The sequence below is a fragment of the Paenibacillus sp. GP183 genome, assembly GCF_900104695.1.
GTDB lineage: Bacteria > Bacillota > Bacilli > Paenibacillales > NBRC-103111 > Paenibacillus_AI.
This window is the reverse complement of sequence record NZ_FNSW01000001.1, coordinates 1,209,215-1,231,727: the sequence shown is the minus strand read 5'-3', so window position 1 is coordinate 1,231,727 and position 22,513 is coordinate 1,209,215. Positions and strand designations below refer to the sequence as shown.

Sequence of the window (22,513 nt, the reverse complement as noted above, 5' to 3'; positions counted from 1 at the left end):
GGGACCCATTGATGAACAAATCCATTAACATCCAGGACAATTTCTTGAATCAACTTCGCAAAGAGAGCATTCCCGTAACTGTGTATTTAACTAATGGGTTTCAAATCAGAGGGCTGATTCGCGCTTTTGATAATTTTACGATTATCATTGATAGTGAAGGCCGTCAACAAATGGTATACAAGCATGCCATTTCAACCTTTACTCCGCAAAGATCGGTTTCGCTCATGCCGGCTGAAGGAACGGAGTAATTTGCAACTTTTTATTTTGGCCAATCGTCTAACCTAATAGGAACCGAAATGAACAACCTTACATGTAGGGTTGTTCTTTTATTACAGAGAAATATACTAAAAAAAGGGGTCGGTGGAACATGGCTGCAACAAATCATCCAAAGACGCCGCAAAAAAAGGGCAGAAAGAAAAAATTTCAAGTAAAAAAACTGTTGCTTGGTGCAGTTATTGCAGCAATTCTGGCTGTGATATGCGGGATGGGCATGTACATTTTGATCATGCTTAACGGTGCCAAGATTTTGAGTGAAAATATTGGTAAAATGGATGCGCCCGAGTCGACCCATATTTATGATGTGAATGGTGTCGAGGTATCCAAGCTGTATCGCGAAAATCGGGAAAGCGTCAGTATTAAAGATATTCCGCAGAAGCTGAAGGATGCTTTTATCGCGACCGAGGACCGCAGGTTCGAATCTCATGCCGGGGTTGATCTTTATTCGATGGGAAGAGCGCTTTATACAGATATCCTGCATCGCAGTGCGGTAGAAGGCGGGAGCACGATCACTCAGCAGCTGGCCAAAAACGTATTTTTAAGCTCACAGAAAACGGCATTCCGTAAAGTGTCCGAGGTATCGATCGCCATTGAATTGGAAAGACAATTTACCAAGGATCAAATTCTTGAAATGTATTTAAACCGCATCTATTTCGGCAGCAGAGCTTACGGGATTAAAGCCGCGTCGATGGTTTATTTTAACCAGCCTGACTTAAACAAACTAGAGGTATGGCAGATAGCAACGCTCGCAGCCCTTCCTAAAGCACCGTCAACTTATTCGCCGATCGAAAATCCTGCCAATTCCAAAGAACGCCGGGCGGTTGTGTTGAAATTAATGGCTGATCAAGGCTATATCACAGAGGCGGAAAGAGCGGCTGCTGTTGATATACCTTATGTTGCGCCTGTAAACAAGACCAATGAGCAGTATGCGACGTTTATGGATTATGTTGTGAAGGAAGCTGAATCTGTTTATAACATTACTGAAGAAGAGCTTCTTACCAAAGGATATAAGATCAAAACAACGATGGATTCCAAGACCCAGCTCATCATGGAGCAAACATATGCGAATCCCAATTTTTTTCAAAAGGATGCTGCTGACGGCGAGAAAATACAGAGCGCCATGGTTATCCTGAATCATCAGGACGGCGGTATTGTCGGGATGATCGGAGGCAGGGATTACAAGAAGAAGACACTAAACCGTGTATTCAGCGTCAGACAGCCGGGATCTGCCTTCAAGCCGATTGCTGTGTACGGCCCGGCCCTGGAAAGCGGAAATTATAATCCGTATTCGAAAATGCAGGACGTTTCTAAAACTTACGGAAACGGAAAAGGATATACGCCGAATAACTATGATAATACCGAGCACGGAGAAGTGACCATGTTTGAGGCCGTCAAGAGATCCTATAACTTATCGGCAGTATGGCTGCTGGATCAAATTGGTGTACGTACCGGTGTGAAATTTGCCGAAAAGCTGGGCATCAAAATGGACCCCAAAGATAATAATCTGGCTATAGCGCTTGGGGGTTTAACGCAAGGTGCCTCTCCGATGAGCATGGCGTCGGCGTATAGTGCTTTTGCAAACCAGGGTACACAAAACAAATCACATGCCATTAATCAAATCGAGGACAGCAAAGGAACTATTGTGGCCGCATTCAAGCAGGAGAAAAAGGATCTTATTTCTCCAAAGACCGCTTATTATATGACGCTGCTCCTGCAAGGTGTCGTGGATGGCGGTACAGGTGTAAGAGCCAAATTGGATCGGCCGGCAGCCGGTAAAACGGGTTCAACAGGACTCGATTTCAAAGGACTTGAAAAGTATGACAGCAATGTCTGGTTTGTCGGGTACACACCGGAATGGACTGCTGCCGTATGGGAAGGCTTCGACAATACAGATATCAAGCACTATGTAACCGTCGGCAGCGGAAGCACAGCTGCCATTTTCAAGGAAGTCATGTCTAAAGCTTTAGCCGGCAAACCGGTAAAGCCATTTGTCAAACCAAATGGAGTGGCTGATTTAACCGAGCCTCCCAAGAGTATCAGTGATCTGGCTGCAGTCTATGCCCCTATGACAAAAACCGTGAGCCTGACTTGGACACCATTGCAGGATTCAAAGGTCATTTATCAAGTATTCCGTTCGGATTCGAAGCAAAATCAAGCGCAAATGATCACCCAATCACCAACGGCCGAAGTGTTCGATACGACTGTATCGCCTGGTGAAACGTATTCATATTACGTGGTCCCAATGAACACGGACACCTCGATTGCAGGAGATAAATCAAATATCGCGCAGATCGCTATTCCAGCAGATGGAGCGGTACTGAATCCGCTAAATCCATCACCATTGCCAGGCGGAGCGAGTCCATCTCCTTCGCCGGATGGCAATAAACCATCTCCATCACCAAGCCCATCGCCAAACGGCGGAACGGGTAATGGTGGCGGGGGCAAACCAAGTGCAAGTCCAAGCTCCAGCCCTAGTCCGAGTCCGAGTACAAAACCTTCACCATCGCCCTCGCCTTCAGCGACACCTGCTACAGGCGCCGGCACTTAAACCAATTAGAATAGATATGAGAGGATGCTTTTTAGATGATAAGCTTTAGATCAAGATGGAATGTGCTTGTTTTATTTACAGTTAGTTTTGTACTTCTATCCGCCTGCGCAAGCTCAGGTTCAGGCAAGTCTTCCGCAGGCTCAACTGCAGCTCCGACTTCGTCTACAGCGCCAAGCGCATCGGCCAAGCCGAAGCAGTGGAGTAAGGCTCCAGATATGATAATCGACCCCAAGAAGTCCTACGAAGCAGAAATAACAACGTCCAAAGGCAAATTTACGATTCAGCTTTTTGCCAAAGAGGCGCCCAAGACGGTAAATAACTTTGTGTTCTTGGCCAAGCAAGGCTTCTATGACAATGTCATATTTCACCGGATCATTAAATCGTTTATGATTCAAACCGGTGATCCGCTGGGGAATGGCAGCGGTGGTCCCGGTTATCGTTTTGCGGATGAACTCAATACACCTTACAAGTATGAAGAGGGCACTGTCGCGATGGCAAACTCCGGACCTGACACCAACGGCAGTCAGTTTTTTATTTGCACAGGTCCGGATGCGATATTTTCACTGAATGCTCGTCCGAACTACACCATTTTCGGGATCGTGACGTCAGGTATTGAGAATGTCCAGAAAATCGCGGATACTCCCGTTAAAATGAATCCGGGCGGCAGTGACACTTCTCCCAGCATGCCGACAGAAAAAGTAACCATCCAATCCATTTCTATCAAAGAAAAGTAATGCCGATTCATTAAGCACGCAAGGAGCTGAGCAACTTGGAGAAGCCGCCATGTCTTTTGTTTCACGGGTTTACCGGCGGTCCCTTCGAGGTCCAGCCGCTCAGTGATTATTTGCAAAAGAAAGGGAAAACCTGCAGCGTGCCCAAGCTTCCTTGGCACGGAGAAAATATGGCCGAGCTGGAATCCTGGCATTGGACCGAATGGGTGGATTCTGCCGAGAAGCAAGCTCATCGGATGACAGCGGAGTACGGGAGCTTTGATTTAGTCGGATTCTCCATGGGCGGCTTGCTTTCCGCCTACTTGACATCGCGTTATCCTGTTCGGCGGCTGGTTTTGATAAATACACCTGTCGTGTATGTGAGTCCAGGCAGACTGCTTAAAGTCATTCGGCAGGATGGGATATATCGGGATCGGGATTTTTTTAACAAGCTAAGATCCACACCCATTCGCGCGGCATGGCAGTTTACACGACTCGTTCGGCATCTCAAGCCGGAGCTGTCCAAGGTTTCGGTTCCTACTTTAATTATCCAAAGCGAAGAGGATTATGTGGTTCATCCGCTCAGCGCCCGTTATATTTATAGGAAGGTTGGAGGCTATCGAAAGCTCACCTGGTATCCCAGGTCCAATCACCTCATCTGCTTGGGTGAAGAAGCTGCGCAGCTGTTTAAAGAAGTGAACGCCTTTTTGGAAAAAGAATGAGGAGAGTCGAACAGTCGTGAAATTGGCAAAAGCTCGCAGGGACAGCCGGACCGTGGAACGCCGAAAAGGCAGATATGCATGGTTTGATCGAAGCAGCAGAGGCACAAATAAACAAGCGGCTCGAAGCGGCAAAGGCAGCGGAACAGCCGTACGCGGCTTGAGCATCATGTATAGAGGGCTGCTTCTACTGATTTTCCTCTCGATTATTTGGGTTGTATATATTCAGTGGCAGGTGCAGAGCACTCCCCATTCGCCGCTTCCTGCCTCTGCAGATACGGGAATTGTTCTTGGAGCCTCTCTTCGCAATGACATTCCAAGTCCCGGCTTGCAAGAGCGTTTGGATCTTGCTCTCAAGCTTTATCATGAAGGCAAGTTCAAGCACATCATCGTGACAGGGGGACTCGACCATAACGGTTCGAAGCTTACCGAAGCGGAAGGGATGCGCCTGTACTTGATAAAACAAGGTATCCCGAATTCCGTCATCGTTCTGGAACCTGAAGCTACCAGCACCTATCAAAATTTGCTGTACAGCAAGCATATTATGGATAAATCCGGCTGGAAATCAGCTATCATTATGACACATAATTTTCATGGTGCTCGGTCCTTGGATATTGCTCACACTGTAGGCATCAAGCAGCCAGCGATTGCGACAACGGGCTCACAGGTACTGTTCATGCCTTATCACGAAGCAAGAGAAACGCTGGCCTATACCAAGTGGCAGATTGATAAGCTGCTCCTGCAGCTTGGTTTGATGAATTCGCTGTAGTTGAACTCAAGCTACACTTTACAGCGATAATGGTAACCGTACTGCGGGGAGAAACCTAAATTCGTATATGAACGAATGGCACTGTTATTATCCGCCATGACTTGCAAATATAAATTCGAAGCCCCTTGCTGATTGCTCCACTCGGCTAATTCCTGTATAAGCCTGTAGCTGATGCCTTGACCGCGGAACTGCTCGCCTACCACAACATTGGTCAGCCCGGCCCAGCCTTGTTCAACCACGGCAGTTCCCACCGCTGCCGTCACCCCATTTAGCCGCAATTGCATGAATCCTTTTATTGGGCTAATCCTATCCATCAAACCCCTATAAAAATCAGCTCTCTCGTCAGAAAACTTCTCCAGACTCATAAAATGCTTCACCCATATTTCCTTAGCCGCAGGATCCAACCTTTTGTCATCAACTGGTGTCAACCATTCTGACGTTAATGCAGCATTCGCTTTTTGTTCCCACTTAAGCTTGGATAACGCCAATACTTCCTTACATTCTGCTGTCATGACAATCGTGGGAGCATCCTTAAGATAGCCAAGTTGCTCCAGCTTTGCATCCAATCCGTCCGGAGATGCTTCACTGACATGATAATAAACAGGCAGCCCACGATTATGATAGAAGCTCTCAACTTGGTTCAGCCACTCCGAGTCCTCGGGAAAATTTCCCCAAGTAAAAACGCTGTTAGCTCTTCGGGTTATTCCGCCGGAAGCGCGTAAGATCCAATTGCAGAGAGGCTCTATGTGCTCCGCGGGCCAAATTTGGACGGATAAACGTTCAATCAGATCGATTTGCTTCACAGTTTCCAAGAGAAACACCCTTTCCCTTAATTCAATGAATATTTATAATTATACAAAAAAATGCATAAATATACAATCTACATTTTATTGCTTCACATTGGATCTCAAATGGTATCCATTTCCGATCCGCGGATTATTTTATCTACATAAAAAAGCCCCGGGCCTAATAAGTATGAAGGGAAGGACTGATCCCTAGGAACTTTATTTTGGGCTCCTGCGTATATTGAAACCACCTAGACAATGAGGTGATATCCATGAGTGGTCGTGTGATTGCCAGGGAGCCGAGAAACAGCACCGTACCCTCCAGACAGATCAATATCGTACTCAGACATGCGGAAGCCCAGCCGGCAGCGGTAATAGAAGATCAAATGCTGAACAAGAGATCACCTCAGAATGGACCGCTCTCCAATATTTTCAAAGAGCTTAATCAGATGATCGGTCTGGATAACGTCAAAGAACTGGTGCACGAGATTTATGCTCTGCTGCAAGTCAGCCAGTTTCGTGCGGAGGCGGGGCTGCTCAGTAATTCACATGTGTATCATATGATTTTCAAGGGAAATCCAGGTACGGGAAAAACGACGGTGGCGCGGCTGATGGGGCGTATGTTTCATGCCATGGGAGTGCTGAGCAAAGGGCATTTTATCGAAGTAGAGCGAGCGGATCTGGTAGGTGAATACATCGGGCACACGGCTCTGAAGACACGGGATTTGATGAAAAAAGCAATGGGCGGCATTTTGTTTATTGATGAAGCCTACAGCTTGGCCAGAGGCGGCGAAAAAGATTTTGGAAAGGAAGCTATCGACTGTCTGGTAAAAGGGATGGAGGACAAGAAAAATGAATTCATTCTGATTCTGGCCGGTTACTCGGAAGAGATGGAGCAGTTTCTTGGGACCAATCCGGGATTGCCCTCGAGGTTTCCGATACAAGTGGATTTCGAGGATTACAACATCGATCAGCTGATTCAAATTTCGGAGCTCATGGCCAAGGAACGTGAATATGTGCTGGTGCCGCAAGCGGTCACCAAGCTGAAACAGCATCTGGCTGAGGAAAAAGCGGAGAGCTGGCAAATATTCAGCAATGCGAGATATGTGAGAAATCTGTTGGAAAAATCGATCCGCCATCAGGCGGTGAGGCTTCTGAATCATTATACGAATACTCCTTCCAAGCAAGAGCTGATGACTATTCGTCCAGAGGATTTAAGGTTAAAGGTGAAGACCTGAACGGAACGGCCAGCGTATCTGACATTTTGATGTTGGATATGCTTTTTTTGTGGGTAAAAATGAGGAGGATTGGAATCCCGTTAAATTGACTTTCCCTGCGAATTGCTTCAAAATATGGTAGATATGAACCGGATGAGGATGGACGGTATCCGGTAAAGGAGACTGCCATGAAACTGAACACACATAACGTTGAAGGTGAGATCCTGGATCGAGCCATACTGGTCAGCGTGTTGACCCAAAAGGAGAAGAAGCGTGAGGATCTGGCTGAATATTCCCTTCTTGAGCTGGCAAAGCTGGCTGAAACGGCGGGCGTCGAGGTATTGGAAACCATGACCCAAAATAAAGAATCGGCTGATCGCAAATGGTTCATTGGGAAGGGAAAAGTGGAAGAACTGAAAGTGCGTCTGGATGAGCTGGGTGCCAATACTGCGATCTTTGACCAAGAGCTGTCCGGTGCGCAGGTGCGCAATCTGGAAGCCAGCCTGGATGTGAAAATCATCGACCGCACCCAACTGATTCTCGATATATTTGCGCAGCGCGCCAAAACGCGGGAAGGCATCATTCAGGTTGAGCTGGCGCAGCTCAGCTATTTGCTGCCCAGATTGTCGGGGCAGGGCAAAAATTTGTCCAGACTGGGCGGAGGGATCGGGACCAGAGGCCCGGGGGAATCCAAGCTGGAGACCGATCGCCGTCATATCCGCGGCCGTATCGAAGAGCTGAAGGCGCATCTGGAGGAAGTAGTCAAGCATCGCACGCTGCATCGTGAGCGCAGGAAGAAGACCGGTGTTTTTCAGGTAGCTTTGGTTGGCTACACGAATGCAGGCAAGTCTACTTTGCTAAAGCAGCTGACGCACGCCGATGTTTTTATCGAAAATCAGCTGTTCGCTACGCTCGATCCGACCTCGAGAACGATGATGCTTCCCAGCGGCAAAGAAATCGTCATCACTGATACGGTTGGCTTTATCCAGAATCTGCCGCATGATTTGGTTGCCTCCTTCCGGGCTACTTTGGAAGAAGCGAATGAAGCCGATTTGATTTTGCATGTGGTGGACAGCTCAACGGATATGCGCAGCGATCAAATGCGCGTAGTTGCGGAAGTGCTTCAGGAGCTGGGCGCGCACGGCAAGGAGCAGCTCACTGTGTTCAATAAAATCGATCTCTGCGACAAACAGGAGATTGAAATGCTTTCGACAGCGGGTGATTTTCTGAAAATCTCAGCCTACTCGGAAGAGGATTTGGAGCGGCTGCGCCATGCGATTCAAAACAAGCTGATGGGCGAAACCAAAAGCTTTCGGATTCCGGCGGACAAAGGCGATATGATCTCGCTCATTTATCGTATAGGCGAAGTTGTTGAGCAAGCTGTGGACGGTGAGGATATGCGTTTTCAGGTGCGGATCAATAAGGACGATTATTTAAAAATGGGGTACCTGCTCGCAGCGTACGATTTGGATCCGCCTATGCCCAAACGTGAAGAAGATCAGGAAGAGAGCTATTGAATCATGCACAACGGGGAAAAAATCACACAACTCATCGAGCAAGCGGAAGAAAAGATTCAGAGCGCCTTTAAGCGAATTGAAAGTACCATTGATACGAACCAATGGAAGGTAATTCGCGCTTTCCAGAAGCATCAGGTCAGTGACTATCATTTTGCGGGTTCTACCGGTTACGGCTATAACGACCGGGGGAGGGAAGTGCTTGATCTTGTTTTTGCGGATGCATTAGGCGCTGAAGCCGCGTTGGTTCGGCCGCATTTTGTATCCGGCACGCACACGATCGGGACCGCTTTGTTCGGTGTGCTCAGGCCGGGCGAACACTTGCTTTACATCACAGGTAAACCTTATGACACTTTGCATAAGCTCATAGGCAAACCCGGCGACGGTACCGGTTCGCTCCAGGACTTCGGCATCCAGTACGGCGAGGTCGAGCTGCTTGCCGACGGCACGCCTGACTGGCGGGGGATCGCTGCAGCCATTCAGCCGAACACCAAGGTGATCGGCATTCAGCGCTCCCGCGGGTACGACTGGCGGCCGTCTTTTACTGTCGCCCAGATCGCAGAGATGGTGCGTTTCGTTAAGGAACTCAGCCCGCAGGTTATCGTCTTCGTCGATAACTGCTACGGGGAGTTCACCGAAACGGCGGAGCCGACGGAAGCCGGCGTCGACCTGATGGCCGGCTCGCTGATCAAGAACCCCGGCGGCGGCATCGCCCCGTCCGGGGGTTACATTGCCGGGCGGCGCGACCTCGTGGAGCTCGCCGCCTTCCGCTTGACCGCCCCCGGGATTGGTGGCGAGGTCGGGGCCATGCTCGGCGCGACGCGAGCCATGTATCAAGGGCTTTTCCTTGCCCCGCACCTCGTGGGCCAAGCGATCAAGGGCTCGACGCTCGCCGCCGCGGTGTTCGCCGAGCTCGGGTTTGAAACCCATCCGCGCTGGGAGGAGCAGCGCACGGATTTGATCCAGGCGATCCGCTTCACCTCCGCGGAGCACCTGATCACTTTTGTGCAAGGCATCCAGAAGGCTTCCGCCGTGGATGCCCATGTCGTGCCCGAGCCCTGGGACATGCCCGGATACGAGCATCCGGTCATTATGGCTGCGGGGACCTTCATCCAGGGCGGCAGCCTGGAATTGTCCGCCGATGCGCCGATCCGCGAGCCCTACATTGCTTATATGCAGGGCGGGCTTACATACTCGCATTGCAAGCTTGGTATCCTGACGGTGCTCGAGCATATGCAGCAGAAGAATCTTTTGTGATGGAATTTATTGAAACTGTAAACAAACCTGACACTCCTTGACACCTATTTGTTACAGCGTTACAATAGGGTTAGGTAGAACCTGCACAGGAGTGATAAATGATGAGTGAAGAGATACGTAGAAATATGGCGTTATTCCCGATAGGAATCGTCATGAAGCTGACCGATTTAACTGCAAGACAAATTCGTTATTATGAACAGCATGAGCTTGTCATACCGGCCCGAACCTCTGGAAACCAGCGTCTTTATTCGTTCAACGACGTGGAGCGGCTGATGGAAATTCGAGATTTGATTGAAAAAGGTGTCAACATTGCAGGGATCAAGCAGGTGCTTCTGCCCGTTTCCAAGGATTCGGAAGACGCTACCATTCTTAATGAGCATACCGAGGTGAAGCGCAAGGAGCTGTCCGATTCTCAGCTGCACAAAATGCTTAAGCAGCAGCTGATCGGTGGAGGCAAGCGTCCTGGTCAGGTATCGCTCATTCAAGGAGAGCTTTCCCGATTTTTTCACTAAAACAGGCTTTTCATTAGAGAGGAGAATGACTGCGTGACCGACAGAAACTTCACAAAAGAGGACATTATCAGGATTTCCAAGGATGAGAATGTAAGATTTATTCGTTTGCAGTTTACGGATTTGATGGGGTCCATCAAGAATGTGGAAATTCCAGTAAGCCAATTAGAGAAGGCGCTTGAAAACAAAATGATGTTTGACGGTTCCTCCATTGAAGGCTATGTGCGGATTGAAGAGTCCGATATGTATCTTTATCCGGATTTAAGCACTTGGGTTATTTTCCCTTGGGTTACAGAAAGTAAAGTGGCTCGCTTGATCTGTGATATTTATATGCCGGATGGCACTCCATTTGCCGGAGACCCGCGCGCTATCCTGAAAAAAACATTGAAGGAAGCAGAAACCATGGGTTTTACGGCCATGAATGTCGGGCCCGAGCCGGAATTTTTCCTGTTCAAAACCGATGAGAAGGGCAACCCAACTACGGAGCTTAACGATCAGGGCGGATACTTTGATCTGGCTCCCATGGATCTTGGCGAAAACTGCCGCCGTGAAATTGTTTTGACCCTCGAGGAAATGGGCTTTGAAATTGAAGCCTCCCATCACGAGGTAGCTCCCGGACAACATGAGATTGATTTTAAATATGCAGATGCGATTAAAGCGGCAGATCAAATTCAAACGTTCAAGCTTGTTGTAAAAACGATTGCCAGAGAGCATGGCCTGCATGCAACGTTTATGCCTAAACCTTTGTTTGGGATGAATGGTTCCGGTATGCACTGCCACCAATCTCTGTTCAAAGGCAGCGAGAACGCTTTCTACGATGAAAATGACAAACTGGGCTTAAGTGCTGTTGCCAGACAATATATGGCAGGTGTTCTTAGACATGCGCGCTCTTATGCAGCTATTACAAATCCTACCGTTAATTCCTATAAGCGCCTTGTGCCTGGTTACGAAGCGCCTTGCTATGTAGCATGGTCTGCCAGCAATCGCAGTCCGATGGTTCGTATTCCGGCTTCCCGCGGATTAAGCACCCGCATTGAAGTTCGTAACCCTGATCCGGCTGCGAATCCATACCTTGCTCTTGCTGTAATGCTTGCTGCAGGCCTCGATGGCATCAAGAACAAAATGCAGCTTCCGCCTCCAACCGACCGCAACATCTACGTGATGTCCGAAGAGGAAAGAGAAGATCAAGGCATTCCAAGCTTGCCGGTTAATTTGAAAAATGCGTTGGATGAGCTGATTCGCAACGATGTGATTTGCGATGCTTTGGGCGAACATGCGCTTGCCCATTTTTACGAGCTTAAAGAAATAGAGTGGGATATGTACCGCACCCAGGTTCATGCATGGGAACGTGATCAATATTTGACTCTTTACTAAAAGGTGCAGACAAGCCCGCTGATTTGAGGAAAGCTCTCAATCAGCGGGCTTTTTTCTATCACTTCTATTTCTCGGGAGCTGTAAAGCAAGAACTAACACTGCATTCTATACTCTCTAAATAAGAAAAGGATTGAGGAGATATGATCATCTCGCTCAATCCTTTTTCGATCTCTGGAATAACTTAGCTGTTTATGGGGACGGCCATTTTATACTACGTCCCGGAACAAGCCGATTACTCTTCCTAAAATGGTCACATGCTTCAGTAGAATAGGTTCCAAAGCGGAGTTTTCAGGCTGCAGCCTGATGTGGTCCTTTTCCTTGTAGAAGCGTTTGACGGTTGCTTCATCGTCTTCAGTCATGGCGACTACGATGTCTCCGTTATTTGCCGTCTGCTGCTGCCTGACGATGACATAGTCTCCGTCATGGATGCCGGCTTCGATCATGCTGTCTCCAACGATGCTTAACATAAACACATTGTAATCACCCACATAATGAGCTGGAAGCGGGAAATATTCTTCGATATTTTCGGTCGCTGTAATAGGCAAGCCTGCGGTGACTTTACCGATTAGGGGAACCCTTGCTACCGACATTGCAAAATTGGCTGCTCCATCATCAGTGCCCAGAATTTCAATGGCTCTTGGTTTGGTTGGATCTCGGCGAATCATGCCCTTTTTCTCAAGACGCTCCAGATGTCCGTGAACGGTAGAGCTGGAAGCCAAGCCAACCGCTTCTCCTATTTCTCGCACGGATGGGGGGTAGCCCTTGTCCTTAACCTCTGTTTTGATAAATTCCATGATTGCATGCTGCCGCTGGGAAATCTTGCTCAATGGTTATCACTCCAATTAGTGGGAATCGTTAAACGAAGTATAACATAGAACCGGAGTTCGTACAAACATAAGTTCTAATTTTTTGTTGACACAAACATTTGTTCGTGATATTCTAAAAACAAGAACAGAACAAACGTTTGGGGGAATCCTAACTATGTACATAGCTTATTCCAATTCTTATGACGGTAATGTAAGCTCCAAATTAAAATCTGCACACAGAACCGAGGCTGCGGTCAAAGGGCCAAACAAGTCTCTTCATTTCTTCATTGCCCTTGTTGTTTTAACTTTTGTATTTTCCTTTGGTGCGTTTGTACAGGCTTATGCCGCGAACACAGCATCCACTCATACGAATAACTTAAAGATCTCCAGCGGATCTTATTATGATAACCATTCAGCTTCTAATCCATCTCCTGCCGCAAAAAAGATTATTGTGAATAGTGGAGATACATTGTGGAATATCGCATCCACGCATGCTTCGAATGGACAGAACGTTCGTTCGTACATCGAAAATATTAAGAAATTGAACGGTTTAACATCCAGTTCCGTCAACGCAGGCGACGTATTGATTCTCCCTTAACTTGTTTTTGATCGAGACTTTCTTATCGTTCTATGAACAGATCTGGATGCTTTTCCAGGTCTGTTTTCTTTCTATCTATGGTCTTTTCGTCTTGACAATCCCTGAAGAGGATGGCAAAGTAATAGTCATATCCAAATGCAGGAGGTACAAACATGAGCGACTCCATGGATCAAAAAATACAAAGGATCAACGAGCTTGCGGCTAAAGCAAAAACTACAGGTCTCACCGATGAGGAGATTGATGAACGCAATGAGTTAAGACAAGCTTATATTGAAGCTTTTCGTAGCTCGCTTAGAGGTCATCTGGAAAACATTAAATTTGTAGACGAAGAAAAGAAATAATTCTTTTTCTTATATAAAGATATGCGAATAAAAGGGGAAATAAGAAGATGACTCTCAAGGCTGTGCTGTTTGATTTGGATGATACGTTACTTTGGGACGAGCAAAGCGTTAGAGAGGCTTTCCGGGCAACTTGCGAAGAGGCGGCTAAGCACGTGTCCGTTAACCCTGGGGACCTGGAAGAGGCGGTGCGTAAAGAGGCGCGTGCCCTGTACGAATCTTATGAACCGTTTCCTTTTACCAAAATGATTGGTATTAATCCCTTTGAGGCCTTGTGGGCCAATTTTAGCGAAGGCGACAATGAGAATTTTCGCAAGCTTGAGCAGCTGGCTCCGGGGTATCGAACGGAATCTTGGACTAGAGGTCTTATGACTTTAGGCATTGAGAATCGTGAGTTGGGGTACAAGCTTGGAGAGTTATTTCCGGCAGAGCGCAGAGCGAGACCTCTTTTGTATGAAGAAACCTTTCAAGTGCTGGATGCATTGAAATCCAAATACAGGCTGCTGCTTCTCACTAATGGAGCTCCCGACCTGCAAATGGAAAAGATATCTGGTGTGCCTGAATTAGCCGGTTATTTTGAGCATATCGTCATCTCGGGTGAGTTTGGCGAAGGGAAGCCAGCTGCAGCAATTTTTAATCACGTATTATCCTTATTAAATATCACGGCGAATGAAGGCATCATGATCGGAGATAAGCTGACTACAGATATTCTTGGTTCAGGAAGAGTAGGGATGAAGAATATTTGGATCAATCATCACGCCATCCAGCGCACGAATGAGATTGTACCAACTCATGAGGTATCCCGTTTGCGCGATATTTTGCCAATCATCGAAGGAGCATGAACAAAAAAAGCCCAATGATTGTCAGGAGTTTCATTCCTTCAAATCGTTGGGCATTTCTTTTTTAATAACAAATTGATTAAGCCTTTACGAACTGTGGATCATCCACATTGTGAGCGATCCAGCCATCTTTTTCGATGAAGAGGCGAACCGCTACGATTTTGCGATTGTCCATCAATGTGAAGAAATGGTTCGTATTTTCCGGTACCGAAATGACATCTCCGGCTTCCAGCTCGACATCGTAATATCCGAGGTCGCCTTCACCTTTAATGATGAAAATACCTTTGCCCGATATGATGGCTCGAATCTCATCTTCCGTGTGCGTATGCACCTGCTCGAACTTTTTGAGCAGCTCTTCTATGTTGGGAGTCGCATCCGATAGAGTGATCAAATCCCAGATTTCATAGCCGCGTCTAGCTGCAAGATCACGGATCTCCGAATCAAAGGTCTCCAGAATTTGTGCCTTTTCTTCATCGCTAAGTGTGAACTTTTCCCGCAGAGGTGCAGAGAGCTTATTCATATCCCAGTGTTCGTACACTACATTTTGAGTATCCAAAAAAGCTTTTACTTGATCTTCTAACGAAATACGCTCATTCGTGTTGCGAATTCTAATTTGTGCCATGTCCATATCCCTCTTTCCTTTAACGTATATAATAAATATTATAGTGGAAAAAACTGTAGTTGTCGATGGACGCATAAACAAATCCGACCTACCTTATAGGAAATATTGATATTAAACAATCTTCCCTTACTGACTTGATTCTGATAGACTAAAAATTAACGATTTGAGGGCCGAAAGGAAGTTAGGTAATGAGCAGACCATCACTAGAAGATCAATTAAAGAAGAAAATTTTAATATTAGACGGGGCTATGGGCACTATGATTCAACGCGAGGATCTGACCGCCGAGGATTTCGGCAGCGAAGATCTTGACGGTTGTAACGAGATTCTGGTTTTGACACGACCTGATGTTATTCAAAAAATCCATGAGGCTTATTTTGCTGCGGGCTCAGATATGATTGAAACCAACACATTTGGCGCCACCAGTGTGGTGCTGGCTGAATATAACCTTCAAGATCGGGCGAGAGAGATCAACATTGCTGCTGCCAAGCTGGCAGTACAAGCTGCAGAGAAATTCTCGACGCAGGAATGGCCGCGATATGTAGCAGGAGCCTTAGGACCGACAACCAAGACATTATCCGTTACCGGCGGTGTTACTTTTGAGAATTTGGAAGAAAGCTATCATGAACAAGCTTTAGCGCTGATTGAATGCGGAGTGGACGCGCTGCTGATCGAAACCTCACAGGATACACTGAATGTAAAAGCAGCCAGTATCGGAGTTCGCAGGGCTTTTGAAGAGCTTGGCTTCACGCTGCCGATCATGATTTCGGGGACCATTGAACCAATGGGAACTACTCTGGCCGGGCAAAATATCGAATCCTTCTATATTTCGTTAGAGCATTTGAAGCCGATTTCAATCGGACTTAACTGTGCGACCGGACCCGAATTTATGCGCGATCATATCCGCACCTTGTCGGAAATTGCGGAATCGGCGGTAAGCTGTTATCCGAATGCGGGACTGCCTGACGAGAACGGACACTATCACGAATCTCCGGAGTCGCTGTCCAAGAAAATGGCCGGCTTTGCCGAGCAGGGATGGCTAAACATAGCCGGTGGATGCTGTGGAACAACGCCTGATCATATTCGGGTGTTAGCGGAAACGATGGCTCAGTACAAACCGAGAACTCAGTTCGGAACTCATCCTGCAGCCGTTTCCGGGATTGAGACCGTTTATATCGAGCCGGAAAATCGGCCGATCATGATTGGCGAAAGAACCAACATTTCGGGCTCCAGAAAATTCAAAAGGCTAATTAAGGAAGAAAAGTTCGATGAGGCTTCTGAAATCGCGCGTGCCCAGGTGAAAAATGGCGCGCATATCATCGATATCAATTTGCAGGATACCGACATTGATGAAGCCTTCGCGGTCAATCAATTTCTTCCTCAGGTGGTCAAGAAGATTAAAGTTCCGCTAATGCTGGACTCCACTTATGACCATATTATTGAGTTGGGGCTCAAGTATTCCCAAGGTAAAGCGATCATCAACTCCATTAATCTGGAGGACGGCGAATCGAAGTTTCAAAGCATAGTCCCGCTGATTCACCGTTATGGTGCGTCCGTTGTTGTGATTTTAATTGATGAGAGAGGGCAAGCCGTTACAAGAGAGGCCAAGATGGAAGTAGCTGCCCGCTCCTACGATCTGCTCGTAAATAAATATAATTTGAACCCTGAAGATATCATTTTTGACCCCAATATGTTCCCGGTTGGCTCTGGAGATCCGCAGTATATTGGTTCAGCTGTGGAGACGATTGAAGGCATTCGGCTTATCAAGGAAGCTTTCCCGGAAACGAAGACGATTCTGGGTCTCAGCAACATCTCCTTCGGATTGCCGGACGCTGGCCGCGAAGTGCTGAATTCTGTCTACCTGTACCATTGCACGAAGGCCGGACTGGATTATGCGATTGTGAATACGGAAAAACTGGAGCGTTATGCTTCCATTCCTGAAGATGAGCGTCAATTGGCCGAAAATCTGATCTATAACACGAATGATGAGACGCTTGCTGAATTTGTCGCCCATTTTCGTGGGAAAAAGGTGGAGAAGAAAGAAAAAATCTCCAACCTTTCCTTGGAAGAACGGCTTGGATCCTACATCATCGAGGGCACGAAGGAAGGCCTGATCCCGGACCTCGAGCTTGCGCTGGCTAAGTATACACCGCTCGAAGTGATCAATGGTCCATTGATGACGGGGATGGCAGAGGTCGGAAGGTTGTTCAACAATAATGAGCTGATTGTGGCGGAAGTGCTGCAAAGCGCTGAAGTCATGAAGGCCTCCGTTTCCTTTCTGGAACCTTTTATGGAGAAGGCAGAATCCGCAGTCAAAGGTAAAATCATTCTCGCGACCGTCAAAGGGGACGTTCATGATATCGGGAAAAACCTGGTGGAGATCATTCTCTCCAACAACGGATATAAAATCGTCAACCTCGGCATCAAGGTTCCGCCTGAGCAGTTGATCGAAGCATTCCGTAAAGAGAAGCCGGACGCCATTGGGCTTTCGGGCCTGCTTGTTAAATCGGCGCAGCAAATGGTTATTACTGCGCAGGATCTACGCAGCGCCGGAGTGGATGTGCCGATTCTCGTTGGAGGCGCAGCGCTTACGCGCAAGTTCACCAAAACGAGAATCGCGCCGGAGTACGAAGGCATGGTTCTCTATGCGAAGGATGCGATGGACGGGCTTGACATCGCGAACCGCTTAAGTGATCCTGAGCAGCGTAAACGCCTGATCCAGGAGCTGAGGGAAAGCAAGGAATCCGATGTCATGGAAGCCGGCAAGAAGGATGATATGCCTAAACTGACACGGGTGACGAGCTCCAGTATTTCCAAAACGGTGCCCGTTCAGGTGCCGCCGGATCTGGATCGCCATATTCTGCGCGATTACCCGATCGGTCACATCATGCCCTATGTGAATATGCAGATGCTGCTTGGGCATCATCTTGGCTTGAAGGGCAAGGTCGAGCAGCTGCTTGGCGATAAAGACGCCAAGGCCTTACAGCTGAAGGAAACCGTGGATGCCATCCTGCAGGATGCGCAGAAGAGTGGCATTATCGAAGCGCACGGCATATATCGATTCTTCCCGGCTCAATCCAGCGGCAACGATGTGTTGGTTTATGACCCGGAGGATCCTGGCAAGGTGCTTCAGACCTTCAGCTTCCCGCGGCAGGAAACCGAGCCTTATTACTGCTTGTCGGATTATTTGAAATCCGTGGAAAGCGGGGAGATGGACTATATCGGGCTCCTGCTGGTAACGGCGGGCCATGGCATTAACGAGCTGGCCAAGGAGTGGAGAGATAAAGGCGATTATCTCAAATCCCACGCTCTGCAGGCTACCGCGCTTGAAGTGGCGGAAGGTTTTGCTGAGCGCATCCATCACATTATGCGCGATGTGTGGGGAATTGCGGATGCTCCGCAAATGACAATGCAGGAAAGATTCGGTGCCAAATATATCGGCCAGCGGTTCTCTTTCGGTTATCCGGCTTGCCCGAACCTGGAAGATCAGGCGCCGTTGTTTGATTTATTGAAGCCGGAGGATATCGGTGTCGAGCTGACGGAATCCTTCATGATGGAGCCGGAAGCTTCCGTCTCTGCTATTGTGTTTGCCCATCCTGAAGCACGTTATTTTAACGTGGATAAGGCCTAACACTTCCATGAACGTTAAAAGCGAAGGAACTGCCATTCCCCAAATGGAAAAGGCGTCCTTCGCTTCTATTCATTGATTTAGGCATTTATGGAAATGATAATAACAAATAGACATGATGAACTTTTCATAGAATGGAGCCGCTTGAAGTGAAATTGTATTTTTTAGGAACTGGAGCAGGCATGCCCTCCAAGCAGCGCAATGTCACTTCGATTGCACTGGACCTGCTTGCTGAACGAGGGGTTTATTGGCTGTTCGATTGCGGAGAAGGCACCCAGCAGCGAATGATGTATTCTCCTGTAAAGCTTAGCAAAACCGAAAAGCTGTTTATAACCCATATGCATGGCGATCATATATATGGCATTCCCGGCCTGTTGACAAGCCGGTCCTATCAAGGCGGGGAGACGTCGCTTACAGTTTACGGACCGAAAGGGATTCGCAGCTTTATAGAGAATGCGCTGTCATTGAGTGATGCTCATTTGTCTTATTCACTGGACATAGTTGAGATTGAGCGGGAAGGCCTTCTTTTTGAGGATGATGGATTTGTAGTGGAAACAGGCAAGCTCCAGCACCGGGTTGAAAGCTTCGGCTACCGCATCGTGGAACGTGACCAGCCTGGGAAGCTGAAGCATGCCCAATTAGCGGCTCTTGGTGTAGCGTCCGGTCCGATTTACGGGAAGCTCAAGCAAGGTAAAACGGTTGAGCTGGAAGACGGCCGAATCTTGAATGGCGCTGATTTTGTCGGACCGCCTTGCAAGGGCAGAAGGGTCACGATTCTCGGCGATACGAAATATTGCAGCAATGCGGTTCTTTTGGCTCAGGGAGCCGATGTGCTGGTCCATGAGGCTACTTTTGCCAAGGAACGCCAGGAGTTAGCCGACGCCTTTGATCACTCCACGACCCTTGATGCAGCTCGCACGGCGCAAGAAGCCGGTGTCAAAGACATGATAATGACGCATATCAGCTCGCGTTATCAGGAGGAAGAAGAAGTTATGCTGCTGCAGGAAGCGAGAAGCGTCCACTCAAGCAGTCATTTGGCCAGAGATTTGTGGGGCTTTGAAATAGAAAAAACACCCATCGAATGCTGATGAGTCCTCAACCCAAAACAGCCCATTCCATTGTGGAATAGGCTGATTAGTAGAAGCCGATTAACGCTTCGATTCGTCGCGTTTTTCTTCAATGAAAGCTTGAATGCTCTCTTCTCGCCGTTCGTTCTTAGCTTCAATGGATTGCTTCTCTTCCTCTGTGATTTCATCCGCGTGCTCGTCCAGGTAGTCTTTGGCTTCGTGCAGATTACCTATCGTATGATCGATATGCTCTTGCAGATGCTCTTCGTTATCTTCGCGGTTATCCGGTTTTGCCATGGGAAATCGCTCCTTTTTAGATGGATTGAAAAGCCTTTTTTACGATTGCCAACTCAGGACGATTTTATACCCTAAAGGAGAAGCTATGCTAGGATTCGCTATATTACTAGGCTTTAATCTAATAGGTGTCTGGCTTCAAATGAGCCTCCATTTTCCGCTTCCCGGCAATGTGATTGGCCTTATTCTATTTACTGGCGCGCTCTTTGCCAGGCTGATCAAGCTGGAATGGGTAGAGACGACTGCATCTTGGCTTACAGGCCATCTGATGCTTTTCTTTACGCCTATTGTGGTTGGAACCATGGTCTTTTTCCCGTTGATAGGATCAAATTGGTTATCGATTGGCATTGGATTAGCAGGCAGCACCATGGCTGTCTTACTAGTAACCGGCTTTATCACCTCCAAGCTGCGAAGTTCAGAGTCTGAAGGTGGTGCAGAATGAACGTGCCTGAATGGATTACCAATCCGATATTCGGTGTTGCTGTCAGCGTCTTGGCTTATTCCGGTGCGTTATTGATCCAACAGTGCTGGAAATGGCTGCATCCGCTTATTGTTTGCTCCGGGTTTATTATTTTGATTCTGCTTCTCTTTCATATTCCTTATGAGGCTTATAGAGTTGGGGGAGACATGCTTACTGTTTTGCTGGGTCCTGCCACAGTAGCTCTTGGGGTTCCATTGTATAAAAACGCCGGTCTGATCAAACAACATTTCACTCGTATCTTTATCGCTGTAACAGCAGGCTCGGCAGCAGGTATCGCTAGTTCTGCTGCTTTAGTGGGATTCCTCGGCGGAAGCCGGGAAATCCTGCTTAGCATGATGCCCAAATCGGTAACTTCGCCAATTGCGATTGAGATCTCGCGTCATTTGGGAGGATTGCCGGAGCTTACCGCAGTGCTAACCGTTTTAACCGGACTTTTTGGCAGTATGTTCGGAACGAAGATATTGCATTGGTTCGGAATGAAAGACGGGGTTTCGATTGGCATTGCCATCGGTACTGCAGCTCATGGGATAGGAACTGCAAGACTGCTAAAAGATTCGGAAACCCGAGGGGGCCTGAGTGGATTCGCCATGGGCTTAGCCGGTATTATTACCTCCCTATTATTCATACCGATTTATTTGTGGTTTAAATAACGACGTTCTAGTCGTGAAAAGAGAATGCTCGAACCTGATCAGGAGAATCAACTAGTCACTACTTAATGCATGTGAATCACCCAGGCCCCGACTTGGAGCAACAAAAATGCCCAACCCGTATAGAGCACTGTATACAAACTGCCATAAGCAAGGCTTCTCCATGCACGATTTCGGCAATAGCGACTTTTGAGAAAGACGTTCCGGTATGCCCTATAAAACAGCCAATACAACATTACAATCATGAAAAAGATGACGCCCCAAAGCATGTTGCCGATCAGGAATAATAGCAGGACCATTACAAGCGAGAAAGCAATCCAGGCCAGAATCGAGAGAAGAAAACCCCATAAGCCTTCCCCGACAATCTCGAAAGGCATCAGGCTGCCGGCCGATGAAAGATCTAATGAATCCCACTTTCCCTTAAAGGGTTTCCAACCTTCCTTGAAAAAGGGATCGTTCTGCATTCGAAAGCCCATATACAAGCCGAGACAGAAAAAGCAAAAAAGTACTAGAGCGAGTATTCCTAACGTGAGCTCCAGCTTTATGAATACAGAACGGTGTCCGATTAAGAATACCAGTAATACTGTGAGGAACATGGACGCCAAGGATATCAGCATCGCTGTTTTAGCATTAATCACCTTGTATCGTTTCATCCGATTGCCTCAGTCCTTTTTGCTTTTTCTACGAATTCATCATTAAGTCGGTTTCACCGACACTCGTATAAATGATCATTCATCTGCTATGCTGCCATTTGCTTCACCAAGCAGGGTAAGGTGGATGTTGCCTCTAGTAAGCAGGAATCGGACCAAAACAGGAAAAAAGGTTGAGCAGGAAAGCATCCTGTTCAACCTTATAGTCATGACCATTTTTGTCCGAAATCTGCCTCAAACACCATATCGCTTACAGGATTGCGAGAAGAAGGGAATTCACGGTTCAGATATCTCTCCGACAGCGATTCTTTCGGGCCGCGATAGCCAATGGCAATGACTGCGTGCAGCTCATATTCATCCGGAACGTGAAGAATCTCACGGGCTTTGGCTTTATCGAAACCGCCCATTGCATGGGTGATCAAGCCTTGATTGGCGGCTTCCAGAGCCAGATAGCCCCAAGAGGTTCCTGCATCAAAGGCATGAGATCCATTATGATTACCGTTTGCTGCTTTGGTTTGGGAAGCCACAACAGCAAGCACCGGAGCTTTTTGGCACCATTCGACATTAAAAGGATTGATAAACTCCAAAAATCTGCTGCGCTGCTCAGGAGTATGTGCGATGATATACCGCCAAGGCTGAAGATTGCTGCCGGATGGCGCCCAACGCGCTGCTTCGAATACACTGTGAAGCACATCATCCGGGACTTCTTGCTCCTTAAAGGCTCTTGGTGACCAACGTGTCAAAAATTGCGGATGGATTTCATGATCGGGTTGTCTGTGGGCTTCAATTTCCTTTGTTATTGCTGAACTCATCAATGATTCCTCCTCTAGGTTGTCTCTTCATAAATTGTATCGAAATCATGCGAGA

The 22,513-nt window shown here is 47.6% G+C and carries 23 protein-coding genes; 17 read left to right on the top strand and 6 right to left on the bottom strand.

Translation table 11 applies throughout. The features are described 5' to 3' along the window. Positions 1-11 precede the first annotated feature (11 nt). From hfq to BLV33_RS06085, 5 genes are all read left to right on the top strand, one after another. On the top strand, positions 12-248 hold the full coding sequence (gene hfq, locus BLV33_RS06105; protein WP_090789230.1) for an RNA chaperone Hfq: 237 nt from the start codon (positions 12-14) through the stop codon (positions 246-248). A 119-nt stretch (positions 249-367) separates the two neighbouring features. Further along, positions 368-2,824: a PBP1A family penicillin-binding protein gene (locus BLV33_RS06100; protein WP_090789228.1), complete on the top strand. Its 2,457-nt coding sequence runs from the start codon at positions 368-370 to the stop codon at positions 2,822-2,824. A gap of 35 nt (positions 2,825-2,859) precedes the next feature. Further along, entirely contained in the window at positions 2,860-3,558 is a 699-nt protein-coding gene (locus BLV33_RS06095) for a peptidylprolyl isomerase (protein ID WP_090789226.1), read from the top strand. Positions 3,559-3,593: 35 nt separating this feature from the next. Then, positions 3,594-4,256, top strand: a complete 663-nt coding sequence (locus BLV33_RS06090; RefSeq protein ID WP_253186986.1) for an alpha/beta hydrolase — start codon at positions 3,594-3,596, stop codon at positions 4,254-4,256. Between the two features lie 16 nt (positions 4,257-4,272). Next, positions 4,273-5,022, top strand: coding sequence for a YdcF family protein (locus BLV33_RS06085; RefSeq protein WP_253186985.1), 750 nt, complete (start codon positions 4,273-4,275; stop codon positions 5,020-5,022). Between the two features lie 11 nt (positions 5,023-5,033). On the opposite strand, the gene BLV33_RS06080 is transcribed toward BLV33_RS06085, so the two are convergent. Then, on the bottom strand, positions 5,034-5,825 hold the full coding sequence (locus tag BLV33_RS06080; protein WP_253187213.1) for a GNAT family N-acetyltransferase: 792 nt from the start codon (positions 5,823-5,825) through the stop codon (positions 5,034-5,036). Positions 5,826-6,079: 254 nt separating this feature from the next. On the opposite strand from BLV33_RS06080, the gene BLV33_RS06075 reads away from it, so the two are divergent. From BLV33_RS06075 to glnA, 5 genes are all read left to right on the top strand, one after another. Further along, entirely contained in the window at positions 6,080-7,045 is a 966-nt protein-coding gene (locus tag BLV33_RS06075; RefSeq protein ID WP_090789221.1) for an AAA family ATPase, read from the top strand. A 167-nt stretch (positions 7,046-7,212) separates the two neighbouring features. Then, positions 7,213-8,541, top strand: a complete 1,329-nt coding sequence (hflX, locus tag BLV33_RS06070) for a GTPase HflX (protein ID WP_090789220.1) — start codon at positions 7,213-7,215, stop codon at positions 8,539-8,541. A 3-nt stretch (positions 8,542-8,544) separates the two neighbouring features. Beyond that, positions 8,545-9,795, top strand: a complete 1,251-nt coding sequence (locus BLV33_RS06065) for a methionine gamma-lyase family protein (protein WP_090789218.1) — start codon at positions 8,545-8,547, stop codon at positions 9,793-9,795. 101 nt (positions 9,796-9,896) lie between these two features. Then, the gene (locus BLV33_RS06060) at positions 9,897-10,307 is read left to right on the top strand and encodes a MerR family transcriptional regulator (RefSeq protein ID WP_090789217.1); all 411 of its coding nucleotides are present in this window, start codon (positions 9,897-9,899) and stop codon (positions 10,305-10,307) included. Positions 10,308-10,340: 33 nt separating this feature from the next. Then, the gene (gene glnA, locus BLV33_RS06055; RefSeq protein ID WP_090789215.1) at positions 10,341-11,678 is read left to right on the top strand and encodes a type I glutamate--ammonia ligase; all 1,338 of its coding nucleotides are present in this window, start codon (positions 10,341-10,343) and stop codon (positions 11,676-11,678) included. A gap of 206 nt (positions 11,679-11,884) precedes the next feature. Here glnA and lexA read toward each other — a convergent pair whose 3' ends face one another. Then, positions 11,885-12,505: a transcriptional repressor LexA gene (lexA, locus tag BLV33_RS06050; protein ID WP_090789212.1), complete on the bottom strand. Its 621-nt coding sequence runs from the start codon at positions 12,503-12,505 to the stop codon at positions 11,885-11,887. A gap of 154 nt (positions 12,506-12,659) precedes the next feature. Between lexA and BLV33_RS06045 the strand changes: the two genes are divergently transcribed. The 3 genes from BLV33_RS06045 (at position 12,660) to BLV33_RS06035 (ending at position 14,262) form a co-directional block, all read left to right on the top strand. After that, complete coding sequence (locus tag BLV33_RS06045; protein ID WP_090789209.1) at positions 12,660-13,082, top strand: LysM peptidoglycan-binding domain-containing protein; 423 nt, start codon at positions 12,660-12,662, stop codon at positions 13,080-13,082. Between the two features lie 152 nt (positions 13,083-13,234). Further along, complete coding sequence (locus BLV33_RS06040; RefSeq protein WP_090789207.1) at positions 13,235-13,423, top strand: DUF896 domain-containing protein; 189 nt, start codon at positions 13,235-13,237, stop codon at positions 13,421-13,423. Between the two features lie 47 nt (positions 13,424-13,470). After that, positions 13,471-14,262, top strand: a complete 792-nt coding sequence (locus BLV33_RS06035; protein WP_090789205.1) for an HAD family hydrolase — start codon at positions 13,471-13,473, stop codon at positions 14,260-14,262. A 76-nt stretch (positions 14,263-14,338) separates the two neighbouring features. On the opposite strand, the gene BLV33_RS06030 is transcribed toward BLV33_RS06035, so the two are convergent. Then, entirely contained in the window at positions 14,339-14,881 is a 543-nt protein-coding gene (locus BLV33_RS06030) for a 1,2-dihydroxy-3-keto-5-methylthiopentene dioxygenase (RefSeq protein ID WP_090789203.1), read from the bottom strand. A 188-nt stretch (positions 14,882-15,069) separates the two neighbouring features. Here BLV33_RS06030 and metH point away from each other — a divergent pair, with 188 nt between their 5' ends. Together metH and rnz are read left to right on the top strand one after the other, a co-directional pair. Further along, a complete protein-coding gene (gene metH, locus BLV33_RS06025; protein WP_090789202.1) occupies positions 15,070-18,510 on the top strand; it encodes a methionine synthase in 3,441 nt (1,146 codons plus the stop codon). Between the two features lie 146 nt (positions 18,511-18,656). After that, the gene (gene rnz, locus BLV33_RS06020; protein ID WP_090789200.1) at positions 18,657-19,595 is read left to right on the top strand and encodes a ribonuclease Z; all 939 of its coding nucleotides are present in this window, start codon (positions 18,657-18,659) and stop codon (positions 19,593-19,595) included. Between the two features lie 60 nt (positions 19,596-19,655). Here rnz and tlp read toward each other — a convergent pair whose 3' ends face one another. Further along, entirely contained in the window at positions 19,656-19,871 is a 216-nt protein-coding gene (gene tlp / locus BLV33_RS06015) for a small acid-soluble spore protein Tlp (protein WP_090789198.1), read from the bottom strand. Positions 19,872-19,956: 85 nt separating this feature from the next. On the opposite strand from tlp, the gene BLV33_RS06010 reads away from it, so the two are divergent. Together BLV33_RS06010 and BLV33_RS06005 are read left to right on the top strand one after the other, a co-directional pair. Continuing rightward, positions 19,957-20,310: a CidA/LrgA family protein gene (locus tag BLV33_RS06010; RefSeq protein ID WP_090789196.1), complete on the top strand. Its 354-nt coding sequence runs from the start codon at positions 19,957-19,959 to the stop codon at positions 20,308-20,310. After that, positions 20,307-20,999: an LrgB family protein gene (locus tag BLV33_RS06005; protein WP_090789194.1), complete on the top strand. Its 693-nt coding sequence runs from the start codon at positions 20,307-20,309 to the stop codon at positions 20,997-20,999. The genes BLV33_RS06010 and BLV33_RS06005 overlap by 4 nt, the downstream gene beginning before the upstream one ends. Before the next feature lie 62 nt (positions 21,000-21,061). On the opposite strand, the gene BLV33_RS06000 is transcribed toward BLV33_RS06005, so the two are convergent. Together BLV33_RS06000 and BLV33_RS05995 are read right to left on the bottom strand one after the other, a co-directional pair. Next, positions 21,062-21,649 carry a hypothetical protein gene (locus tag BLV33_RS06000; protein ID WP_090789192.1) on the bottom strand — a complete coding sequence of 196 codons (588 nt, stop codon included), beginning with the start codon at positions 21,647-21,649 and terminating at the stop codon, positions 21,062-21,064. A 203-nt stretch (positions 21,650-21,852) separates the two neighbouring features. Beyond that, positions 21,853-22,458, bottom strand: coding sequence for a nitroreductase family protein (locus tag BLV33_RS05995; RefSeq protein WP_090789190.1), 606 nt, complete (start codon positions 22,456-22,458; stop codon positions 21,853-21,855). Positions 22,459-22,513 lie beyond the last annotated feature (55 nt).